Annotated in this window: 1 protein-coding gene; it reads right to left on the reverse strand. The window is 73.2% G+C overall.

The genetic code is table 11. The features are described from left to right. Positions 1-24: 24 nt before the first annotated feature. Positions 25-24,771, reverse strand: coding sequence for an SDR family NAD(P)-dependent oxidoreductase (locus ACTG9Q_RS12355; RefSeq protein WP_455572856.1), 24,747 nt, complete (start codon positions 24,769-24,771; stop codon positions 25-27). Between the last annotated feature and the right edge of the window lie 6 nt (positions 24,772-24,777).

The raw sequence follows: 24,777 nt of genomic DNA on the forward strand, positions 1-24,777 counted from the left end.
TCAGCTCCGAGTCATCGGGTGGCGTCAGGAGTCGAGGTTGTCGAGCGCGGCCTTGATCAGCGCGTCGACGTCCATCAGATCGATCGGGTCGGCGTCGGCCGAGGGGGCGGGCTCGTCGGCTTCCAGGCCCGCGAGGCGCAGCATCACGTCGAGGACGCCCGCGTCGCGGAACCGGGACAGCGGGACAGCGGCGAACGCCTGCCGGATTCGGGTCTCGTCGGGTTCGCCGTCGTTGGCGGCGATCTCCGCGCCCAGGTGCCCGGCCAGGGCGGCCGGGGTCGGGTAGTCGAAGACCAGCGCCGACGACAGCGGCAGGCCGGTGGCCTCTGCGACCCGGTTGCGCAGGTCCACGGCGGTCAGCGAGTCGAAGCCGAGCGCGCTGAACGGGGTGGTCTCCGCGACGGCGGCGGTGCCGTCATGGCCGAGGACGGCGGCGACGTGGGTGCGGACCAGGTCGAGCAGGGCCCGCTCGCGGTCAGCCGCGGTGGCGGTGGTGAGCCGCCTGGCGAACTCGGTGAGCCCTTCCGGTTCGGTGGGCTGCTCGGCCTCCCGCAGGCCCCGGACCTCGGGCAACTCGCCGAACAGCGCGCTGGGCCGGGCGGCGGTGAACGCGGGGGCGAACCGGGACCAGTCCACGTCGGCCACGGTCAGGCAGGTCTCACCGGCGTCAACGGCCTGCGCCAGCGCCGCGACCGCCCGTTCGGGGGCGAGTGCCCGCAACCCCCGGCGCCGCAGGTAGTCCCCCGCCTCGCCCGAGGCCATCCCGCCATCCGCCCACGGACCCCACGCCACCGAGGTGGCCGCGCGCCCTTGGCCCCTGCGCCGCTGCGCGAGCGCGTCCAGATAGGCGTTCGCCGCGGCATAGGCACCTTGGCCACCACTGCCCCACACCCCGGCGATCGAGGAGAACAGCACGAACGCCTCGGCGTCCGGCAACAGCTCGTCCAAATACCGGGCACCGGAGACCTTCGCGCGCACGACCTCGGCGAACGCCTCCCCGCTCAGGTCGGCGATGCGGGCTCCGTCGTCCACCCCTGCCGCGTGGACGACAGCGGTCACCGGGTGCGCGGCCAACAGCGCGGCCAGCGCGTCGCGGTCGGCCACATCGCAGGCCGCGACGGTGGCGTGCGCGCCCAGGTCGGCCAGCTCGGCCACCAGTTGGGCCGCGCCCGGCGCCGCCATCCCCCGGCGGCCTGCCAGCACCAGCTCGCGGGCGCCGCGACCGGCGAGCCAGCGGGCGACCCTGGCCCCCAGCACCCCGGTGCCGCCGGTGACCAGCACCGCGCCGGACGGGGTCCACGGCGTGGCTGGTTCGGCGGGCACGCCGTGGACGAGCCTGCGGGCGAAGGTGCCCGCGTCCCGCACCGCGACCTGGTCCTCGGTGCGGTCGAGCAGCGCGGAGACCAGCAGCGCGGCGCTCCGGTCGTCGAGGTGTCGGGGGAGGTCGACGAGCCCGCCCCAGCGGTCCGGGTGTTCCAGCGCCGCGACGCGGCCGAGCCCCCAGACCATGGCCTGGTGCGGGTCGGGCAGCGGATCGGCGTCCCCGGTGGCGACCGCGCCCCGGGTCACGCACCACACCGGCGCGCCGAGGTCGGTCCCGATCACGTCGACCGTGGCGGCGGCGTCCAGTGAGGACACCACGCCCGCCCAGTCGCCGGGGACCGCCGCCGGGGACTGGACGACCTCAGCGCCGCCTGCCCGCAGTGCCTGGGCGATGTCCTCGTCCTCGCCGACGACCAGCCAGGTGCCCGTCAGCGCGCCGGGCAGCGCGGTCAGCGGGCGCCACGACACCTGGTAGCGCCAGCCGTCGAGGACGGAGCGGTCGTGGCGGTCCTTGCGCCAGGCGGAGAGCGCGGGTAGGACGGTGCTCAGCCCGTTGCCGGGGTCGAGCCGCAGGGTCTGGGCGAGCTGCTGGACGTCGCTGTTGTCGACGGCGGCCCAGAACTCGGCCTCGGCCCGGTCGGCCGTGGCCGCCGGTGTGGCGGTCAGCCAGTAGCGCTCGCGTTGGAAGGCGTAGGTGGGCAGGTCGACCCGGGCTCCGGGCACCACCCGCGCCCAGTCGACTTCGGCGCCCCGCGTCCACACGGCACCGACCGCGCCGAGCAGCGTCTCGACCTCGTCCCGTCCGCGACGCAACACCGACACCGCGCCGTCGACATGCGCCGACAGCGCCGGGTCCGGTCCCAGCTCCATGAAGGTGGTGACGCCGTGGTCCCGCAGCCGCTGAACCCCGTCAGCAAACCGCACGGTCTCCCGCACCTGCCGCACCCAGTAGTCAGGCTCGGTCACCGCACCCAGCATCGGGATGCGCGGCTCGTGATAGGTCAACGACTCGGCGACGGACGCGAACTCCGCCAACATCGGCTCCATCAACCGCGAGTGGAACGCGTGCGACACCACCAGCCGCTTCACCCGCCGACCCTCGGCCCGCCACGCGGCCTCCAGCGCCTCGATCTCGTCCTCGATACCCGAAACAACCAGCGAAGTGGCGCTGTTGACCGCCGCGATGTCGATACCCGCAGGCACCTCAGCCTCAGTGGCCTCCACGGCCAGCATCGCCCCGCCAGCGGGCAACGCCTGCATCAGCCGACCACGTGCCGCAACGAGCGTGCAGGCGTCCTCAAGGGACAATACCCCGGCGACATGGGCGGCAGCCAGCTCGCCGATCGAATGTCCGAGCAGGAAGTCCGGCGCGAGTCCCCAGGACTCCAGCAGCCGGAACACCGCGACCTCCAGGGCGAAGATCGCCGCCTGAGCACCTTCCGTCTGGTGCAGCAGCTCCTCGTCATCCAGCGGAACCCGCTCGAACCGCGCGGTGACCTCATCCCACGCCGCCGCGAACACCGGATAGGCCGCGGACAACTCTCGGCCCATCCCCACCCGCTGCGACCCCTGACCGGTGAACAGGAACGCCAGGCCACCGCTTCCCGCGGTGCCCTGGAGGAGCGCGGAGAAGTCGGCCAGGGCGCACAGGGCGCTGTCGCGGTCAGAGGCCAGCAGAACCGCCCGGTGCCCGAGCCGCGCCTTCGCCGCCAGGGAGTGGCCCACCCCGGCCACATCCAGTTCCGGCCGCTCGGCGACATGGCTTTCCAGCCGGACCGCCTGGGCTCGCAGCGCCTTCGCCGACCCGGCCGAGAGCACCCACGGCACCGGAGTCGGCGCGGTGGCCCGCTCGGCCGGGGAGACCGAAGACGGCGCCTGTTCCAGCACGATGTGCGCGTTGGTGCCGCTGACCCCGAAGGACGACACGCCCGCGCGGCGGGGCCGCCCCTGCGTCTCCCACGGCCGCGCCTCGGTCAACAGCTCCACCGCCCCGACCGACCAGTCCACATGCGACGACGGCTCGTCAACGTGCAGGGTGCGCGGCAGAACTCCATGCCGCATCGCCATCACCATCTTGATGAGCCCCGCAACCCCAGCCGCAGCCTGCGCGTGCCCGATGTTGGACTTGACCGACCCCAGCCACAACGGCCGCTCACGATCCTGCCCATACGTCGCCAGAACAGCCTGCGCCTCAATCGGATCACCCAGCGCGGTACCAGTGCCGTGCGCCTCCACCACATCCACATCAGCCGCACGCAGACCAGCACTGTCAAGAGCGGCCCGGATCACCCGCTGCTGCGACGGACCATTCGGCGCCGTCAACCCATTCGACGCACCATCCTGGTTCACCGCAGAACCACGAACCACAGCCAGGACATCATGTCCGTTGCGCCGAGCATCCGACAACCGCTCGACCAGCAGCACGCCGACACCCTCGGACCACCCGGTACCGTCCGCATTCGCGGCGAAGGACTTGCAGCGGCCATCGGCAGCCAGCCCGCGCTGCCTGCTGAACTCCGTGAAGATGCCCGGAGTCACCATCACCGTCGCCCCACCGGCCAACGCCATGGAGCACTCACCGCTGCGAACGGCCTGAACCGCCAAGTGCAGCGCCACCAACGACGACGAACACGCCGTGTCCACCGTCACCGCAGGCCCTTCCAGACCGAACGCGTACGCGATCCGGCCCGAGGCGACGCTGGTCGCGCTGCCGGTCAGCAGGTGTCCTTCGACTTCCTCCACCGCTCCCGACAGCGGCAGCCCGATGCCGTAGTTGGACGAGGCGACCCCGACGAACACCCCGGCCTTGCTGCCGCGCACCGACCGAGGATCAACCCCGGCCCGCTCGAACACCTCCCACGCCGCCTCCAACAACAGGCGCTGCTGCGGGTCCATCGCCAACGCCTCACGCGGCGAGATACCGAACAGCCCCGCGTCGAACTCGGCCGCGTCGTGGACGAAGCCGCCTTCCCGGGCGTAGGTCGTGCCCACGCGGTCGTGGGCGGGGTGGAACAGCGCGGGGAGGTCCCAGCCCCGGTCGGTGGGGAACGCGCCGATGGCGTCCGCTCCGGAGGCCACGAGCCGCCACAGGTCCTCGGGCGAGGCGATCCCGCCGGGGTAGCGGCAGCTCATGCCGACGATCACGACCGGGTCGTCGTCCTGGCCGCGCACCTGGACGGCGTGGTCCCGAGTCGTGCCAACGAGTTCGTCCAGCAGGTGCTCGGCCAGCGCGGCGGGCGTCGGGTGGTCGAACACCAGCGTCGCGGGCAACCGCAGACCGGTGGCGGAGTTGACCCGGTTCCGCAGCTCGACCGAGGTCAGCGAGTCGAACCCGAGATCCTTGAACGCCTTCCCCGGCTCGACGGTGTCCCCCGACGAGTGCCCGAGAACCGTGGCGACCTCGGCGCGGACCAGCGCGACCAAGAACCGCGTGCGTTCCGCCACGGGCAGCCCGGCGACCCGGTCCGCCAGCGACGACGAGCCGACACCTGCCGCAGCCTTGCGGATCGGCGCTCGGAGGAGCTTCCGCAGCAGCGGCGGGACGGTGGCGTGCTTGCCCGCGCCGAGCCGGGTCGGCACGACATACGCCAACCCGCTGCGGCGGGCCAAGTCGAACAGCGCGAGCCCGTCCGCGCTGGACAACGGCGGCCCGAGCCGGGCCCGGTCGACGGCGCTGAGGTCCCCGCTGATGGCGCTGGCTTGCTCCCACAGCCCCCAGCCCAAGGCCAGCGCGGGCAATCCAGCTGCCCGCCGCTGGTGGGCGAGCCCGTCGAGCACGGCGTTGGCGGCGGCGTAGTTGGCCTGACCAGGCGTGCCGAACAACGCCGACGCCGAGGAGTAGAGCGCGAACATCGCCAGGTCAAGATCGGCGGTCAGCTCGTGCAGGGCGAGGACCGCGTCCACCTTCGGGGCGAAGACGGTGTCGATCCGTGCCGGTGTCATGGCCTCGACCAAGCCGTCATCGACCACGCCCGCCGCGTGCACCACACCCGTCAACGGGTGTTCGGCCGGGATCTCGGCCAGCACCGCCGCCAGCGCGTCCCGGTCAGCCACGTCGCAGGCCACCACGCGGACATCGGCGTCGAGGTCGGGGACCGGTCCGCCGCTGCGGTTGAGCAACACCAGCCGCCGCACGCCGTGCGAGGTGACCAGGTGCTCGGCCAGCAGGCCCCCGAGGACGCCGGTCCCGCCGGTGATCAGGACGGTGCCGTCGGGGTCGAGCGCGCGCGGCATCGTGAGCACGTTCTTCCCGACGTGCTTGCCCTGGCGGATGAACCGGAACGCCGACTTCGCGTCCCGGATGTCCCAGGCCCGAACGGGCGGCAGCCGCAGTGCTCCTCGCTCGAACAGGCCCAGCAACTCGACCAACATCTCCTGAAGCCGGTCATGACCAGCCTCACTCAGGTCGAACGCGCGGTAAGCGACACCGTGCGGTGTCCGCAGATCCGCCTTGCCCATCTCGATGAACCGGCCACCAGGCCGGAGCAGGCCGAAGGAGGCGTCGATGAACTCGCCCGTCAGGGAGTTCAGCACCACGTCCACCTGGTCGAACCGCTCGGCGAACCCGGTGTCCCGCGACGACGCCAGTCGCTCCACGGGCAAACCTGTGGCCACCCACTTGCTTGGGCTGGCGGTCCCCCACACCTCCGCACTGAGATGACGGGCCACCTGGGTGGCCGCCATCCCCACGCCTCCGGCAGCGGCGTGCACCAACACCGACTCACCCGAGCGCAGTCCGGCCAGATCGACCAGCGCGTAGTACGCGGTCAGGAACGCCATCGGCACCGACGCCGCCTCAGCGAACGACCACCCCGGAGGCATTGGCGCCACAAGCCTGCGATCCGTCACCGCCTGCGGCCCGAACCCACCCGACACCAGACCCAACACCCGGTCGCCAGGCACCAGGTCAACCACATCAGACCCGACCTCGACCACCACACCGGAGGCTTCCGAACCCATCAGGGCGGCCTCCGGGTAGGTGCCCAAGGCGATCAGCACGTCCCGGAAGTTCACCCCAGCGGCGCGGACTTCCAGGCGGACATCCAGCGGTCCCAAGACCGCAGGTTCCAACTCCACGGGGGCCAGGTTTTCCAGCGAGCCCTGCTCTAGCGCGTCGAGCCGCCAGGCGAGGTGGTCCGGCAGCGGCAGGGGGGTGGCTCGCACCAGCCGGGGCACCAAGACCTCACCGCCGCGAACCGCCGCTTGTGGCTCGCCCGAGGCGAGCAGCCCGGCCACCGCGTCCAGCGGCGAGTCGTCCACGTCGATTAGGACGAACCGGCCCGGGTGCTCCGACTGCGCCGACCGCACCAGGCCCCAGGCCGCAGCGGCGGCCAGATCCGACACCGACTCCTCGGGGCCGACCGCGACCGCACCCCGTGACGCCAGCACCAGCGGTTCACCGGCACCGGAGGCCAACCGCTCCCGCACCGTTCCCAGCGCCCAGCAGGTGACTTCCCGCACGGACCCGGTCGGCAGCCACACCACCTCCGGGTGGCCCGTCGCCGTGGACGGCTCCACGGGCACCCATTCCAGTGCCAGCAGCGCGTCCGCGACCTGGGTGGAGGCATCAGCGGAGACCGGTCGCAGCACCAGCGAGTCGACGGAAAGCACCGGCGCCCCGGTGTGGTCCCAGGTGTCCACCCGCACCGCGTCCGCCCCGACGGAGGCCAGGCGCACCCGCACCGAGGCAGCACCCGTCGCGTGCAGCGTCACGCCGGACCACGAGAACGGCACCCGGGGCACGCCGTCGCCGATGAGGCCGCTCGCGGCGATCGCGTGCAGCGCCGCGTCCAACAACGCCGGGTGCACACCAAACCCTGACGCCAGAACAAGATCAGGCAACACCACCTCAGCGAACACCTCACCACCCGCGCGCCACACCGACCGCAGCCCCCGGAACCCCGGCCCATAGTGAAGACCGACGTCGGACAGGCGGTCGTAGAGGTCATCGGTGGCGACCGGCTCCGCATCGGCGGGCGGCCAGGCGGCCAGGTCGAACGGCCGGCCGGGAGCCGGGGTGTCGGCCACGAACCCGGTCGCGTGCCGGGTCCACGGCGCGTCGGCGCGGTCCGGCCGGGCGTAGACCCCGACCGCCTGATCGCCGGACACCGTCACCTGGACCTGGACGGCACCCCGGTCGGGCAGGACGAGCGGCGACTCCATGGTCAGCTCGGTCACCTGCGGGTACCCGAACCTCAGTGCCAGCTCAACCAGCGCGGTCCCCGGCACCACCACCTGCCCCGCCACCACGTGATCCGCGAGCCACGGCTGCGCCGACACCGACAACCGCCCAGTCGCCACCGCCCCGTCACCGGAAGCCAGCGGCACCGGAGCGCCCAACAACGGCTCCTGGACCGCCGCCCAGTACCGCTCACGCTGGAAGGCATAAGTCGGCACCTCCACAACCCGAGCCCCCCACGTACCAAAAACCGCAGCCCAGTCAACGGCCACACCCCGCGTCCACACCGCCCCCACAGCCCCGAGCAACGTCGCGACCTCGTCCCGACCGCCGCGCAACACGGGAACCGCGTCCTCGACGTGCGCCGACAGGACGGGGTCCGGACCGAGTTCGGCGAACGACGTGACACCCTGGTCGCGCAGCGCTGTGACGCCGTCAGCGAACCGCACGGTCCCCCGCACCTGCCGCACCCAGTACCCCGGATCGGTCACCGCACCGAACATCGGAATACGCGGCTCGTGATAGGTCAACGACTCGGCGACCGTGGCGAACTCCGCCAACATCGGCTCCATCAACCGCGAGTGGAACGCGTGCGACACAACGAGCCGCTTCACCCGACGGCCCTCGGCCCGCCACGCGGCCTCCAGCGCCGCGATCTCATCCTCAGCCCCCGACACCACCAGTGACGTCGGGCTGTTGACCGCCGCGATATCGATGCCAGCGGGCACGTCAGCCTCAGTGCCCTCAACCGCCAGCATCGCCCCACCCGACGGCAGCGCCTGCATCAGGCGACCCCGGGCCGCGACCAACGCACAGGCATCCTCAAGGGACAGCACACCCGCGACATGCGCAGCCGCGATCTCACCAATCGAATGCCCCAACACAAAGTCCGGCGTCACACCCCACGACTCCATTAGACGAAACAACGCCACTTCCAGGGCAAAAATCGCCGTCTGGGCACCCTCCGTCTGGTTCAGCAGCTCCTGATCATCGAACGGAACCCGCTCGAACCGCGCGGTCACCTCATCCAGAGCAGCGGCGAACACCGGGAACGATTCGTAGAGCCCACGGCCCATACCGACCCGCTGCGAACCCTGACCGGTGAACAGGAAAGCCGTACGACCCTCAGTGATGGACCCCTGAAGCACCGACTCCCCGAGCAACACAGCACGATGCTCCAACCCGGCCCGGGTCGTCGCCAACGACAAACCGACATCCGCCGACCGGACCGCCGGGTGACTATCCAGGTAGGACTTGATCTGGTCGACCTGGGCGGCCAAACCTGTAGCAGACTGCGCCGAGACCACCAGTGGCACAACCGGAGCGTCAGCGACGGGATCACTTACCGGTTCGGTCGCGGGCGCTTCCTCGATGATGACGTGGGCGTTGGTGCCGCTCATCCCGAACGACGACACCCCGGCTAGCCGGGGGCGGCCGTCCGGCTCCCACGGCCGCGCCTCGGTCAACAGCGACACGGCACCAGTCGACCAGTCCACCTGGGACGAGGGCTGGTCCACGTGAACCGTTCGCGGCAGCACACCGGACCGCATCGCCTGCACCATTTTGATCACGCCAGCCACACCCGCAGCCGCCTGCGTATGACCAATATTCGACTTCACCGACCCCAACCACAACGGCTCGTCCCGACCCTGACCGTAGGTGGCCAACAAAGCCTGCGCCTCGATCGGGTCGCCCAGCCGGGTGCCGGTTCCGTGCGCCTCCACCACATCCACGTCCCGGGCGTCGATGCCCGCCGCCCCCAGCGCCTGCCGGATCACCCTCTGCTGAGACGGTCCGTTCGGCGCGGTGAGCCCGTTGGACGCGCCGTCCTGGTTCACCGCCGACCCGCGCACCACCGCCAACACGCGGTGCCCATTGCGCCGCGCGTCGGACAGCCGCTCCACCAACAGCACGCCGACGCCCTCGGACCACGCGGTGCCGTCGGCCCCATCAGCGAAGGGCTTGCACCGGCCGTCCGACGCGAGGCCGCGCTGCCTGCTGAACTCCACGAACGCCCCAGGGGTCGCCATCACCGTGACACCGCTCGCCACCGCCAGCGAGCACTCCCCCGCCCGCAGCGCCTGCACAGCCAGGTGCAACGCCACCAGGGAAGACGAACACGCCGTGTCCACCGTGACCGCCGGGCCCTCCAGCCCGAACGCGTACGCGACGCGACCGGACATCACGCTGGCCGCAGCACCGGTCGCGACGTGACCTTCCCGGGCGTCGGAGGCGATGACCGACAACCGGGCGTAGTCCTGCCCGTTGGTGCCCGTGAACACCCCCGTCCGACTCCCCCGCAACGACCGAGGATCAACCCCCGCCCGCTCGAACACCTCCCACGTCGACTCCAACAACAACCGCTGCTGCGGGTCCATCGCAGTGGCCTCCCGAGGAGAGATCCCGAACAGCCCCGCATCGAAGTCCGCCGCGCCGTCGAGGAACCCGCCGACGTGGACGTAGGACGTGCCGACGGTGTCAGGGTCGCTGTCGAACAGGGCATCGAGGTCCCAGCCACGGTCGGCCGGGAACGACCCCATCACATCCCCACCCGAAGACACCAAATCCCACAACGCCTCCGGCGAATCCACCCCACCCGGAAAACGACAACTCATCCCCACAATCACGATCGGCTCATCGGTGGCGGCGAGGGTGACGGGGGCTGCTGGGGCGTCGGTCCCGACGCCTGTGAGCTGCCCGGACAGGTGCTCGGCGAGGACGGTCGCGGTCGGGTAGTCGAACACGAGACTCGCGGGCAGGACAAGCCCAGTCGCCACCACCAACCGATCCCGCAACTCCACCGCCGTCAACGAATCAAAACCCAAATCACGGAAAGGCCGGTCGACGTCGAGCGCGACGGGATCGCCGTGTCCGAGGATGACCGCGGCTTCGGCGCGGATCACCGCGCACAGGGCTCGCGTGCGTTCGGCGGGCGTGTGGTGGGCAAGCCGGGCGGCCAACTCCGGCGCGTCGTCGGTCATCAGTGGTTCAGCCCTGGTGACCAGTTCCGCCAGCAGGGGGCTCGGCCGGGCAGCGGTGAACGCGGCGGCGAACCGCTCCCACTCGACATCAGCGACCGCCACACACGCCTCGCCACGGTCCACCGCACCACCCAAAGCGGCGACCGCCAACACCGGGTCCATACCGACAAGTCCACGACGCCGGAAATACTCCTCGGCATCCTTCGAATCACCGAGCATCCCCGCCCCGGCCCACGGACCCCACGCCACCGACGTCCCGCTCAGCCCTCGTCCGCGCCGGGACTCCACAAGAGCATCGAGGTAGGCATTGGCGGCGGAGTAGGCGGCCTGCCCACCACTGCCCCACACCCCGGCAATCGAGGAGAACACCACAAACGCCTCAACACCAGGCAACAACTCATCAAGATGCCGAGCACCAACCACCTTCGCCGCCAACACCTCAGCGAAATCCGCCTCAGTCAGGTCGGCGAGGCGGGCAGGCCGGTCGAGGCCCGACGTGTGCACGACAGCGGCAACCGGGTGCTCCGAAAGCACCCCCGCCAACGACTCCCGATCAGCCACATCACAGGCCACCACCACCGCCTCAACACCCAACTCCCCAAGCTCCCCCACCAACTCCACAGCACCAGGCGCATCCGGACCACGCCTGCTCACCAACACCAGCCTGCGCGCACCCCGCCCGGCCAACCACCGAGCGACATGAGCACCCAACGCCCCCGTGCCACCGGTCACCAGCACCGGCCCCGACGGCACCCACTCGGGCACGACGTCATCACCAGCCGGAGCGGGCACCAGCCGCCGGGCGAACACCCCAGATGGCCGGACCGCGACCTGGTCCTCCGACCCGTCCGCCAGCACCCCCACCAGCCCGGCGGCGGCCCGCTCGTCCAGAACCTCGGGCAGATCGATCAACCCACCCCACGCACCCGGGCACTCCAACGCCGCGACCCGCCCCAGCCCCCACACCAACGCGCCATCCGGCACCACGTCCACATCACCCACCGGCACCGCACCCCGAGTCACGCACCACACCGGAGCCCCGATCCCGGCCCGGAGCAGCGCCACGAGGTCGAGCGCGGACACCTCCGCCAGCACCCCGGCGTAGTCGCCCTGGGGAGCCTCGGCCACCGCGTCCACGGCAACGACGCCCGCGCCCCCGTCGAGCAGCGCCTGCCGCACAGCGTCGTCGCACCCGACCGCGAGCCAGGTCCCCGACAAGACCGCGTTCCCGCCGCTCACCGGCCGCCACACGACGCGATGCCGCCACCCGTCCACAGTGGATCGCGCACGGCGACCGCGACGCCACGCCGACAGCGCGTGCAGCACCCGGTCCATCCCGGCGGGGTCCGTGCGCAGCGTGCGCGCCACCGCGTCGACGTCGCCGGAGTCCACCGCGGCCCAGAAGCGGACCTCGCCCGGGTCGGCGGCCGGGGTGTCGGACTCCATCCAGTAGCGCTGCCGCTGGAACGGGTAGGTCGGCAGGTCGACCCGCCTGCCGCCCCACGCGGCGAGCAGCGGCGCCCAGTCCACCGCGACCCCGCGGACGTGGGCGGCGGCGACGGCGTCGAGCAGGGTCCGCACCTCGGGCCTGGCGGTCCGCTGCGCCGGGATCGCCGTGAGGTCGGCGCAGCGCCGAGCCAGAGCGGTGAGCACGCCGTCCGGGCCGAGTTCGACCAGCGTCGTCGCGCCCGCGTCGCGCAGGGTGGTGACGCCGTCGGCGAAGCGGACCGCGGCGCGCACGTGCCGCACCCAGTAGTCGGCCGTGGTGATCACGTCGGGGTCGATGAGCCCGCCGGTCACGTTGGACACGATCGGCACGGTGGGCGGGTGGAACGCGAGGGTGCCGACGACCGAGGCGAACTCGGCCAGCATGGCGTCCATCCTCGGCGAGTGGAACGCGTGCGAGACCCGCAGCCGCGTGGCCTTGCGGCCCGCCGCGCGGCAGGTGATCTCCAGTTCGACGATCACGTCCTCGTCGCCGGAGACCACGACCGACTCGGGTCCGTTGACCGCGGCGATGCCCACGGCGTCGGCGCGCCCGGCGAGCAGTTCGGTGACCTGCGGCTCGCCGAGGTCGACCGCGAGCATGGCCCCGCCCGGGGGCAGCGCCTGCATGAGCCTGCCGCGCGCGGACACCAGCGCGCACGCGTCGTCCAGCGAGAGCACGTCCGCGACGTGCGCGGCGGCCACCTCGCCGATGGAGTGGCCGAGCAGCAGGTCCGGGCGCATCCCCCAGGACTCCATGAGCCGGAACAGCGCGACCTCGAAGGTGAACAGCGCGGCCTGGGTGAACACGGTCTGGTCCAGCAGTTCCGCCTCCGGGGTCCCCGGGTCGGCGAACAGGACGGTGCGCAGCGGGTGGTCGAGGTCGGTGTCGAGCCGGGCGCACACGGCGTCGAGCGCGTCGGCGAAGACCGGGAACGCCCGGTACAGCTCGCGGCCCATGCCCGCGCGCTGCGCTCCCTGCCCGGCGAACAGGTAGGCCACCCGGCCGTGAGAGGCGACGCCGCGATGGGTGTCCGCTCCGCCACCGCCCGCCGCGAGGGCGGCAAGCGCGCCGCTCAACTCCTCGACGCTGGCGCCGAAGACGACGGCGCGGTGGTCGAGCGCGGCGCGGCCTGCCGCGAGCGAGTACCCGATGTCGACCGGTCGGGCGGCGCTCAGGGTGGCACTGCCCAGAGCGGCGCGGAGGCGGTCGGCCTGGGCGCGCAGGGCATCGGCGGTCCGGGCGGAGAGCACCAGGGGAACCGGTCCGTCTGGTCCGGCCTGGGGCGCGGGGGCCTCGGCGGGCTCGGCGGCCTCGATGACGACGTGGGCGTTGGTGCCGCTGATCCCGAAGGACGACACGCCCGCGCGGCGCGGCCGGTCACCACCGGCCCACTCCTCGTCGCCGACGAGCAGGGAGACCGCGCCGGAGGCCCAGTCCACGTGGGGTGTCGGGTCCTCGGCGTGCAGGGTGCGGGGCAGGACGCCGTGCCGCATGGCCTGCACCATCTTGATCACACCGGCCAGCCCCGACGCCGCCTGCGTGTGACCGATGTTCGACTTCAACGAGCCCAACCACAGTGGACGATCCCGACCCTGCCCGTACACCGCCAACAACGCCGACGCCTCGATCGGGTCGCCGAGGGCCGTTCCGGTGCCGTGCGCCTCGACGGCGTCGATGTCACCGGGCGCCAGGCCCGCGTCGGCCAGGGCGTGCCGGATCACCCGCTGCTGCGCGGGGCCGTTGGGAGCGGTCAGCCCGTTCGAGGCGCCGTCGGCGTTCATGGCGGTGCCGCGCACGATGGCGAGCACGTCGTGCCCGTTGCGGCGGGCGTCGGACAGCCGCTCCACGAGCAGCACGGCGACGCCCTCCGACCAGCCGGTGCCGTCGGCGCTCGCGGCGAACGCCTTGCAGCGGCCGTCGGCGGCGAGCCCGCCCTGCCTGCCGAACTCGGCGAACGCCACCGGCGTCGGCAGCACCGCCACGCCGCCCGCGACGGCCAGGTCGCACTCGCCGTCGCGCAGCGCCTTCGCCGCCAGGTGCAGGGCGACCAGCGACGACGAGCACGCCGTGTCGACGGTGAGCACCGGGCCTTCCAGGCCGAAGGTGTAGGCGAGCCTGCCGGAGATGACGCTGTTCGCGCTGCCGGTGATCAGGTGCCCGGCCAGCTCGGCGGGAACGCCGGTGGTGCTGCCGTAGCCGGAGTTGGAGGCCCCGACGAACACGCCGGTGCTGCTGCCGCGCAGGGCGTGCGGGGCGATCCCGGCCCGCTCGAACACCTCCCAGCCCGCTTCGAGCAGCAGCCGCTGCTGGGGGTCCATCGCCGTGGCCTCGCGCGGGGAGATCCCGAACAGGTCGGCGTCGAAGTCGGTCGCGTCGTGGAGGAAGCCGCCGAGGCGGGCGACGTCGGGGTCGAGCCCGGACAGGTCCCAGCCCCGGTCGGCCGGGAAGCCGCCGATGGCGTCGGCGCCGGAGCTGACCAGCCGCCACAGGTCCTCCGGCGAGGCGACCCCGCCGGGCAGCCTGCAGCTCATCCCGACAATGGCGATCGGGTCGTCGTGGCCTGCCGCGATGCCGGCAGGGGTGTCCCGCGGAAGGGTGCCGACGAGCAGGGCGCGGAGGTGGTCGGCGAGCGCGGCGGCGTTCGGGTGGTCGAACACCAGGGTGGTGCGCAGGTCGAGGCCGGTGGCCCTGGCGAGGCGGTTGCGCAGGTCGACGGCGGTCAGCGAGTCGAACCCGAGATCGGCGAACGGGGTGGTGGCGGCGAAACCCCGCGAGTCGGCGTGGCCGAGCACGGCGGCGACGCTGCGGCGGACCAGGTCGGGCAGGTCGCGCGTGCGTTCGGCGGCGGGCCGCTGTGTGCCGGCGGGCTCCTGCGCACGGGTCAGGTCGCCGAGGAGGCGGCTGGGCCGGGTCGAGGTGAAGGACGCGGCGAACCGGGACCAGTCCACGTCGGCCACGGTCAGGCAGGTCTCACCGGCGTCAACGGCCTGCGCCAGCGCGGTGACCGCCCGCTCGGGCGGCAGCGCCCGCAGTCCGCGCCGCCGCAGGTAGTCGGCGGCCTCGCCCGAGGCCATGCCACCGTCGGCCCACGGACCCCAGGCCACCGATGTCGCCGCGCGCCTTTGGGTCCTGCGCCGCTGCGCGAGCGCGTCCAGATAGGCGTTCGCCGCAGCGTAAGCGCCCTGCCCGCCACTGCCCCACACCCCGGCGATCGAGGAGAACAGCACGAACGCCTCGGCGTCTGGCAGCAGCTCGTCCAGATGCCGGGCTCCGGAGACCTTCGCGCGCAGGGCGGCGGCGAACGCCTCGGCGTCCAGCTCGGCGATCGGCGCCCCGTCGTCCACGCCCGCCGCGTGGATGACGGCGGTCACCGGGTGCTGGGACAGCAGCCCGGCCAGCGCGTCCCGGTCGGCCACATCGCAGGCGGCGATGGTGACGTCGGCGCCCAGCCCGGCCAGGTCGTCGGCCAGGTCCTGGGCCCCGGCGGCGGCCATTCCGGAGCGGCTGGCCAGCACCAGGCGGGTGGCCCCCCGGGAGACCAGCCAGCGGGCGGCCCTGGCGCCGAGCGCGCCCGTGCCGCCGGTCACCAGCACCGCCCCGGACGGCGTCCACCGGGCGGGCCTGCCGGTCGCGGGGGCGGCCCGGCGCAGCCTGCGCGCGAACACCCCGGAACCCCGGATCGCCACCTGGTCCTCGACACCGCTCGCCAGCACGGCGGCGAAGCGGGCGGCGGCCCGGTCGTCGACCTGCTCGGGCAGGTCGACCAGCCCGCCCCAGCGCCGTGGGTGCTCCAAGGCGGCGACGCGGCCGAGCCCCCACACCATCGCCTGGTCGGGGTCGGTGAGCGGGTCGGAGCGGCCGACCGACACCGCACCCCGGGTCACGCACCACACGGGCGCGTCGAGCCCGGCCTTGATCAGGTCGACGGTGGCGGCGGCGTCCAGGGTGGACACCACGCCCGCCCACTCACCGGGGATGGCCGTCGGGGTGCGGACGACCTCGGCACCGGCCAAGCGCAGCGCCCGCGCGACGTCGTCGTCACCGCCGACCACCAGCCAGGTGCCCGTGACGGCGCCCTGGGGGTCGGGCACGGGCTGCCAGGACACGCGGTAGCGCCAGCTGTCGAGCGCGGAGCGGTCCCGGCGGTCCTTGCGCCAGCCGGACAGGGCGGGCAGGACCGCGTGCAGGCCCTCGTCGGTCGGCAGCCCGAGGGTGTCGGCGACCGAGTCGACGTCACCGGACTCGACGGCCGTCCAGAAGCGCTCCTCGGCGGGGTCGGTCTCGGCCGCGGGGCGGGCGGGCTCCAGCCAGTACCGCTCCCGCTGGAACGGGTAGGTCGGCAGGTCCACGACCCGCCCGCCGGGGACCACGCGCGCCCAGTCGACGTCGGTCCCCCGCACCCAGGCCGCGCTGACGGCGGTGAGCAGGGTGGTGGCCTCGTCCCGGTCGCGGCGCAGAACGGCGACGGCGTTCTCCACGTGCGCGGAGAGCGCCGCGTCCGGTCCCAGCTCGATGAAGCGGGTGACACCCCGCTCCCGCAGCTGCCGGACCCCGTCGGCGAACCGCACGGTCTCCCGCACCTGCCGCACCCAGTACCCAGCCTCGGTCACCGCACCCAGCATCGGGATACGCGGCTCGTGGTAAGTCAATGACTCGGCGACCGTGGCGAACTCCGCCAGCATCGGCTCCATCAGCCGCGAGTGAAACGCGTGCGACACCACCAGCCGCTTCACCCGCCGACCCTCAGCCCGCCACACGGCTTCCAGCGCCGCGATCTCATCCTCATCACCTGAGACCACCAGCGATGTGAGGCTGTTGACAGCAGCGATATCAATGCCCTCCGGCACCTCAGACTCAGTGGCCTCCACCGCCAGCATCGCTCCACCAGCGGGCAACGCCTGCATCAACCGACCCCGCGCCGCCACCAACGCGCAAGCGTCCTCAAGGGACAGAACACCCGCGACATGCGCGGCCGCGATCTCACCAATCGAATGCCCCAGCAGGAAGTCCGGAATGACACCCCAGGACTCCAGCAGCCGGAATTGGGCGACCTCCAGCGCGAAGATCGCCGCCTGCGCACCCTCGGTCTGGTTCAGCAACTCCTCATCATCAAACGGAACCCGCTCGAACCTCGCCGTGATCTCGTCCAGAGCGGCGGCGAACACCGGGAACGACTCGGCGAGCCCACGGCCCATCCCGACCCGCTGCGAACCCTGACCGGTGAACAGGAACGCCAGTCCACCCGATTCGACGGAGCCCTCAACGAGGTCGTCCCCCAGGAGAACGGCCCGGTGCTCCAGCGCGGCCCTGGTGGTCGCCAGCGAGTGGGCCACGTCCACCGGGGATTTGGACAGCTCACGCACCCGCCGCACCTGCGCCCGCAAAGCGGCCTCGGACCGTGCCGACACCACCAGCGGCACCACGGCGGGAACCTCGACCGGCTCGACCGACGCGGCCCGCGCGGCGAACTCCTCGACGATCAGGTGCACATTGGTGCCGCTGACCCCGAAGGACGACACCCCGGCCCGGCGGGGCCGCCCCAGCGACTCCCACGGCCGCGCCTCGGTCAACAGCTCCACCGCCCCGACCGACCAGTCCACATGCGACGACGGCTCGTCAACGTGCAGGGTGCGCGGCAGAACTCCATGCCGCATCGCCATCACCATCTTGATGAGCCCCGCAACCCCAGCCGCAGCCTGCGCGTGCCCGATGTTGGACTTGACCGACCCCAGCCACAACGGCCGCTCACGATCCTGCCCATACGTCGCCAGAACAGCCTGCGCCTCAATCGGATCACCCAGCGCGGTACCAGTGCCGTGCGCCTCCACCACATCCACATCAGCCGCACGCAGACCAGCACTGTCAAGAGCGGCCCGGATCACCCGCTGCTGCGACGGACCATTCGGCGCCGTCAACCCATTCGACGCACCATCCTGGTTCACCGCAGAACCACGAACCACAGCCAGGACCCGGTGCCCTTGGCGGACAGCGTCGGACAGCCGCTCCACGAGCAGCACACCGACACCTTCAGACCACCCGGTGCCGTCAGCGGCCGAGGCGAACGACTTGCAGCGGCCGTCCACGGCCAACCCGCGCTGCCTGCTGAACTCCGTGAAGATCCCCGGAGTCACCATCACCGTCGCCCCACCGGCCAACGCCATCGAACACTCACCACCGCGCACCGCCTGAACCGCCAAGTGCAGCGCCACCAACGACGACGAACACGCCGTGTCCACCGTCACCGCAGGCCCCTCCAACCCGAAGGCGTAGGCGATCCGGCCTGAAGCGACGCTGGTGGAGCTGCCGGTCAGGTAGTGCCCCTCGACTCCTTCCGGGAGCCGGATTCCCGCGCCGTAGCCGGAAGCCGCGACCCCGACGAACACCCCGGCCTTGCTGCCGCGCACCGACCGGGGGTCGATCCCGGCCCGCTCGAAGACCTCCCAGGCCGCCTCCAACAAGAGGCGCTGCTGCGGGTCCATCGCCAGTGCCTCACGCGGCGAAATCCCGAACAGCCCCGCGTCGAACTCGGCGGCGTCGCGCAGGAAGCCGCCCGCGCGGGCGTAGCTGGTGCCCGGCTGGTCCGGGTCGGGGTCGTAGAGCGAGTCGAGGTCCCAGCCCCGGTCCGCCGGGAACTCCCCCACGGTGTCGGTCTCGGAGACCACCAGCCGCCAGAGGTCTTCCGGCGAGTCGATCCCGCCGGGGAACCGGCAGCTCATCCCGACGATCGCGATGAGGTCGTCGTCGGTGGCGGCGGCGGGCAGCGCCACCGGCACCGCCGTCCGCCCCCCGATGAGTTCGCCCAGCAGGTGCTCGGCCAGCGCGGCGGGCGACGGGTGGTCGAACACCAGCGTCGTGGGCAACCGCAGACCGGTGGCGGAGTTGACCCGGTTGCGCAACTCCACCGAGGTCAGCGAGTCGAACCCCAGATCCTTGAACGCCTTCCCCGGCTCGACCGCCGCCGACGACGAGTGCCCCAGGGCGGCGGCGGCCTCGGCGCGGACCAGGTCCACGAGCAGGCGCCTGCGCTCCGCCTCGGGCAGACCTGCCACGCGCTGGGCGAGGGACTGGCCGCCGTGGGCGGCCCGCCGCAGCGGGGCGCGCACCAGGCCGCGCAGCAGCGCGGGCACCGGAGTCCGGTTGCGCAGCGCCGCCAGGTCCAGCCGGATCGGCACCGCGTGCCCGAGGCCGCAGGACAGCGCCGAGTCGAACAGCGCCATGCCCTGCTCGACGGACAGCGCGCCGCCGATGCGGGCGAGGCCTGCGCGGTCCAGGCCCGCGCTGATCGTGCTTTCCCTGGCCCACAGCCCCCAGCCCAGCGAGGCCGCCGGGAGGCCGAGCGCGCGGCGCTGTGAAGCGAGCCCGTCGAGGACCGCGTTGGCGGCGGCGTAGTTGGCCTGGCCGGGCGAGCCGAAGGTGGCCGCGGCCGAGGAGTAGAGGACGAACCAGGCGAGGTCGAGGTCGGCGGTCAGCTCGTGCAGGGTGAGCGCGGCGTCCGCCTTCGGGGCGAACACCGCGTCGACCCGGTGCGGGGTGAGCGATTCGACGATGCCGTCGTCGACCACCCCAGCGGCGTGCACCACCGCGGTCAGCGGGTGGTCGGCGGGCACGGAGGCGAGCAGGTCGGCGACGGCGGCCCGGTCGGTCAGGTCGCAGGCGATGACCCGCACGTCGGCGTCGATGCCCGCGAGGTCGGCGACGCCCGAGCGGCCCGTGAGGACCAGGTGCCGCACGCCGTGCCGGGCGACGAGGTGCCGGGCGAGCAGGCCGCCGAGGACCCCGGTGCCGCCGGTGATGAGCACGGTGCCGTTCGGGTCGAGCGGGCGCGGGATGGTGAGGACGTTCTTGCCGATGTGCCTGCCCTGCCCGATGAACCGGAACGCGGGCACGGCCTCGCGCACGTCCCACGCCCGGGTCGGCAGCGGGCGCAGGACGCCCTTGGCGAACAGGTCGAGCAGCGCGGCCAGCATTTCCTGCACGCGGTCGGGCCCGGCCTCGCCGAGGTCGAACGCCCGGTAGCGGATGCGCGGGTACCGGTCGGCCTCGCGCAGGTCGGCCTTGCCCATCTCCAGGAACCGGCCGCCGGGGGTGAGCAGGTCCACCGAGGCGTCGATGAACTCGCCGGTCAGCGCGTTGAGGACCACGTCGACGCCGTGCCCGCGGAACTGGCGGGCGAAGTCGAGGTCCCGGGAGGAGGCGAGCCGGTCCAGCGGCACGCCAAGTTCCCGCACGGCCGCCCACTTGCCCGCGCTGGCCGTGGCGAACACATCGGCGCCGAGGTGGCGGGCGATCTGCACCGCGGCCATACCGACCCCGCCCGCCGCCGCGTGGACCAGCACGGACTCGCCCGAGCGCAACCCGGCCAAGTCCACCAGCGCGTAATAGGCGGTCAGGAACGCCATCGGCACCGAAGCAGCGTCCACAAAGGACCAGTCGGCGGGCACGGGAGCGAGGAATCGCCGGTCGGTCACGGCGACCGGCCCGAACGCGCCCGCGAACAGCCCGAACACCCGGTCTCCCGGGACCAGGTCGGTGACGCCGTCGCCGACCTCCAGCACGACGCCCGCCGCCTCCGAGCCCATGAGGGCGGCCTCGGGGTAGCTGCCGAGGGCGATGAGGACGTCGCGGAAGTTGACGCCCGCCGCGCGGACCGCGACCCGCACCTGGCCGGGGCCGAGTTCGGCGCACGGCTCGGTCTCGCGGAGCACGAGGTGTTCCAGGGCGCCCTCGCCGTCCACGTCGAGCCGCCACTGCCGGGCGTCGGGGACGCTCAGCGCCTGCGTCGCGGACGCGCGCACCAGGCGCGGCACCACGACCTCGCCGCCGCGGACCGCGACCTGGGGCTCGTCCAGCGCGAGCACCGACGGCAGGTCGAGCGCGGCGTCGTCGTCCACGTCGACCAGCACGAACCGGCCGGGGTGCTCCGACTGGGCGGACCGGACCAGGCCCCACGCCCCGGCGGCGGCGAGGTCGGTGACGACGTCACCCGGGCGGGCCACGACAGCCCCCCGGGAGACCAGCACGAGCCGAGAGCCCCCGAACCGCTCGTCGGCGAGCCACGTCTGCACGACCGACAACACCTGGTGCGCGGTCTCCCGCACCGAGCCGGACTCGGTGATCCGGTGCACGACCACCGCGTCCGCGCCCGCCGGGTCCACGCCGTCCACCTCGTCGAACCGGTGGACCGGCAGGTCGACAGCCCCGGTGGCCGTCACCGGGATCCACTCGACGGCGAACAGCGAGTCGGCCGTGCGCGGCCCGCCCGCGCTGACCGGGCGCAGGACGAGCGACTCGACCGAGGCGACGGGCGCACCGGTGCCGTCGGCGAGGCGCAGCGCGTACCCGCCGGACGCGGCGGGCGTGATCCGCACCCGCAGCGCCGCGGCGCCCGTGGCGTGGAGGCGGACACCGGTCCAGGCGAAGGGCATGCCCGCCTGGTCCGGCGCCAGCCCGGTGGGGTGCAGGGCGGCGTCCAGCAGCGCGGGGTGCAGCCCGAACCCGGCGGCGTCGCGCCGGGCGGACTCGGGCAGCTCGACCTCGGCGAAGATCTCCTCGCCCGAGCGCCAGGCCGCGCGCAGGCCCTGGAACACCGGCCCGTAGTGGAAGCCCTCGGCCTCGGCCGCCGCGTAGAACCCGCCGAGGTCGACCGGCTGGGCGCCGGGCGGGGGCCAGGCGGCGAGGTCGAACGGCTCGGCGGGGAGGTCGTCGGTCAGCAGGCCCACCGCGTGGCGCACCCACTCGGTCTCGCCGCCGACGACACGGCTGTGGATCTCCACGGCGCGGGCGGCGTCCTCGCGGGGCGGGCCGACGCTCACCTGGAGGTGAACCGCGCCGCGCTCGGGCAGCACCAGCGGGCTGTGCAGGGTCAGCTCGGCGAGGCCGCGGCAGCCGACCTGCTCGCCCGCGCGGACCGCCAGCTCCACGAACGCGGTGCCGGGCAGCAGGACGCTGCCCGCCACCCGGTGTTCGGCGAGCCAGCCGTGGGTGGTCGCGGACAGCCTGCCGGTGAGCAGCACGCCGTCGCCCGCCGCGAGCGACACCGCAGCGGCCAGCAGCGGGTGATCAGCAGCGCCCAACCCGGCGGCGCCCAACCCGGCAGCGGCGAGGTCGCCCGCGCCGATGCGGCCCTTCGGCCAGTACGACCGCCGCTCGAAGGCGTAGGTGGGCAGTGCGACGCGCCGCGGCGCGAATGGGGCGAACAATGCGGTCCAGTCGACCTGGCCGCCGCGGGTGTGGACCTCCGCGACCGCGCGCAGCAGGGTCTCGTTCTCGTCCCGGCCCGCGCGCAGCACGGGCACCGCGGGCGTCGGGGCCTCGACCAGCGGCGACAGCACCGCGTCGGGGCCGACCTCGACGAACCGGGTCACCCCGGCCCGGTGCAGCGCGGCCACGCCGTCGGCGAACCGGACCGTCTCGCGCACCTGCCGGACCCAGTACTCCGCGGTCGCGACACCGGCGGCCGAGGACGCGGCGGGGATGACCGGGATGGTGGGCTGGTGGTAGGTCAGGGATGCGGCGACAGCGGCGAAGTCGGCCAGCATCGGCTCCATCAGCCGCGAGTGGAACGCGTGCGAGACCGCCAACCGCTTGACCCGCTTGCCCTCCGCCCGCCACACGGCCTCCAGCGCGCCGATCTCGTCCTCGGTCCCGGACACCACGACCGATGTCGGACCGTTGACGGCGGCGACATCAATCCCGGCGGGCACGTCCTCCACGCGCGCCTCGACCGCGAGCATCGCCCCGCCATTGGGCAGCGCCTGCATCAACCGGCCCCGAGCCGCGACCAGCGCGCAGGCGTCCACAAGAGACAGAACACCCGCGACATGGGCAGCCGCGATCTCACCGATCGAGTGGCCCAACACGAAGTCCGGGACGACACCCCAGGACTCCAGCAGCCGGAACAGCGCGACTTCCAGCGCGAACAGCGCCGCCTGGGCGTACCGCGTCTGGTGCAGCAGATCCGACTCGCCGAACATGACCTGCCGCAACGGCTGGTCGAGCCCGCGGTCGAAGTGCGCGCAGGCGGCGTCGACGGCCTGGGCGAACACCGGGTGGGCCGCGTAGAGCGCCCGACCCATGCCGGGGCGCTGCGAGCCCTGGCCGGTGAACAGGAACGCCTGCTTACCGGGTGTCGCGACACCGGTGACGGTGCCCACGAGGTCGGCGCCTGCGAGGTCGGCGAGGCGCGTCAGGGCGTCGGCGTGGTCGGCGGCGAGCACGACGGCCCGGTGCTCCAGCGCGGCGCGGGTCGTGGCCAGCGAATGGCCGACGTCGGCCAGCGGGCGCTCCGGCCGGTCGGCGAGGAAGGCCCGCAGGCTCTCCGCCTGGCGTGACAGGCCCTCGGCCGAGCAGGACGACAGCACGAGCGGGGTCGTGGACGGCACAGTCCTGCCGGTGGGCGCGTCCTCGGCCGCGCGGGCGGGGGCCTGCTCCAGGATGGTGTGCGCGTTGGTGCCGCTGACCCCGAACGACGACACCGCCGCCCGCCTCGGCCTGCCGGTCTCGGGCCACGGCCGGTTCCCGGTGAGCACCGACACCGCGCCCGAGGACCAGTCGACGTGGGGTGTCGGCTCGTCGGCGTGCAGGGTGCGCGGCAGCACGCCGTGCCGCATGGCCTGCACCATCTTGATGACGCCCGCGATCCCGGCCGCGGCCTGGGTGTGGCCGATGTTCGACTTGACCGACCCGATCCACAGCGGGCGCTCGGGCGTGTGGTGCAGGCCGTAGGTGGCCAGGAGCGCGCCCGCCTCGATCGGGTCGCCCAGGGCGGTCCCGGTGCCGTGCGCCTCCACTGCGTCCACATCGGACAGCGTGAGCCGGGCGTCGGCGAGCGCGTCGCGGATCACCCGCTGCTGCGACGGGCCGTTCGGGGCGGTCAGCCCGTTGGACGCGCCGTCGGAGTTGACCGCCGAGCCGCGGACCACGGCGAGCACGTCGTGCCCGTTGCGGATCGCGTCTGAGAGCCGCTCGACCAGCAGGACCCCGACGCCCTCACCCCAGCCGGTCCCGTCGGCGCCCGCGCCGAACGCCTTGCACCGGCCGTCCGGCGCGAGCCCGCGCTGGCGGCTGAACTCCACGAACGCGGTGGGGGTCGACATGACCGTGACGCCGCAGGCGAGCGCGAGGCCGCACTCGCCGTCGCGCAGCGCCCGCACGGCCAGGTGCAGGGCGACGAGCGAGGACGAGCACGCGGTGTCGACGGTGACCGCGGGCCCTTCGAGCCCGAAGGTGTAGGCGACGCGGCCGGAGAGCACGCTCGCGACGCTGCCGGTGCCGAGGTAGCCGTCGGAGACCTCCCGGTCGGCCAGCATCAGCTGGGCGTAGTCCTGGCCGTTGGTGCCGGTGAAGACGCCGGTCCGGCTGCCGCGCAGCGACAGCGGGTCGATTCCCGCGCGCTCCAGCGCCTCCCACCCGGCCCGCAGCAGCAGCCGCTGCTGCGGGTCCATGGCCAGCGCCTCGCGCGGGGAGATGCCGAACAGCTCGGCGTCGAACTCGGCCGCGTCGGGCAGGAACCCGCCCGAGCGGCCGTAGGAGGTGCCAGGGCGGTCCGGGTCGTCGTCGAAGAGGGTGTCGAGGTCCCAGCCGCGGTCGGTCGGGAAGTCGCCGATCGCGTCCGTGCCCGCCGCGACCAGCCGCCACAGCTCGTCCGGGTCGCTCGCACCGCCCGGGAAGCGGCAGCTCATGCCGACGATGGCGATGGGCTCGGCCTGCCGCTCCTCCAGCTCGGACAGCCGCGCCCTGGTCTGCCGCAGTTCCCCGGTCACCCACCTGAGGTTCTCGAGCAGCTTCTCTTCGTTCGCCATCAGGCT

It is taken from the genome of Actinokineospora lacus (genome assembly GCF_053813445.1).

Excerpts from the sequence above, each read along its gene's own strand:
- ACTG9Q_RS12355 (WP_455572856.1), bottom strand. The coding sequence starts at position 24,771 with ATGGCGAACGAAGAGAAGCTGCTCGAGAACCTCAGGTGGGTGACCGGG.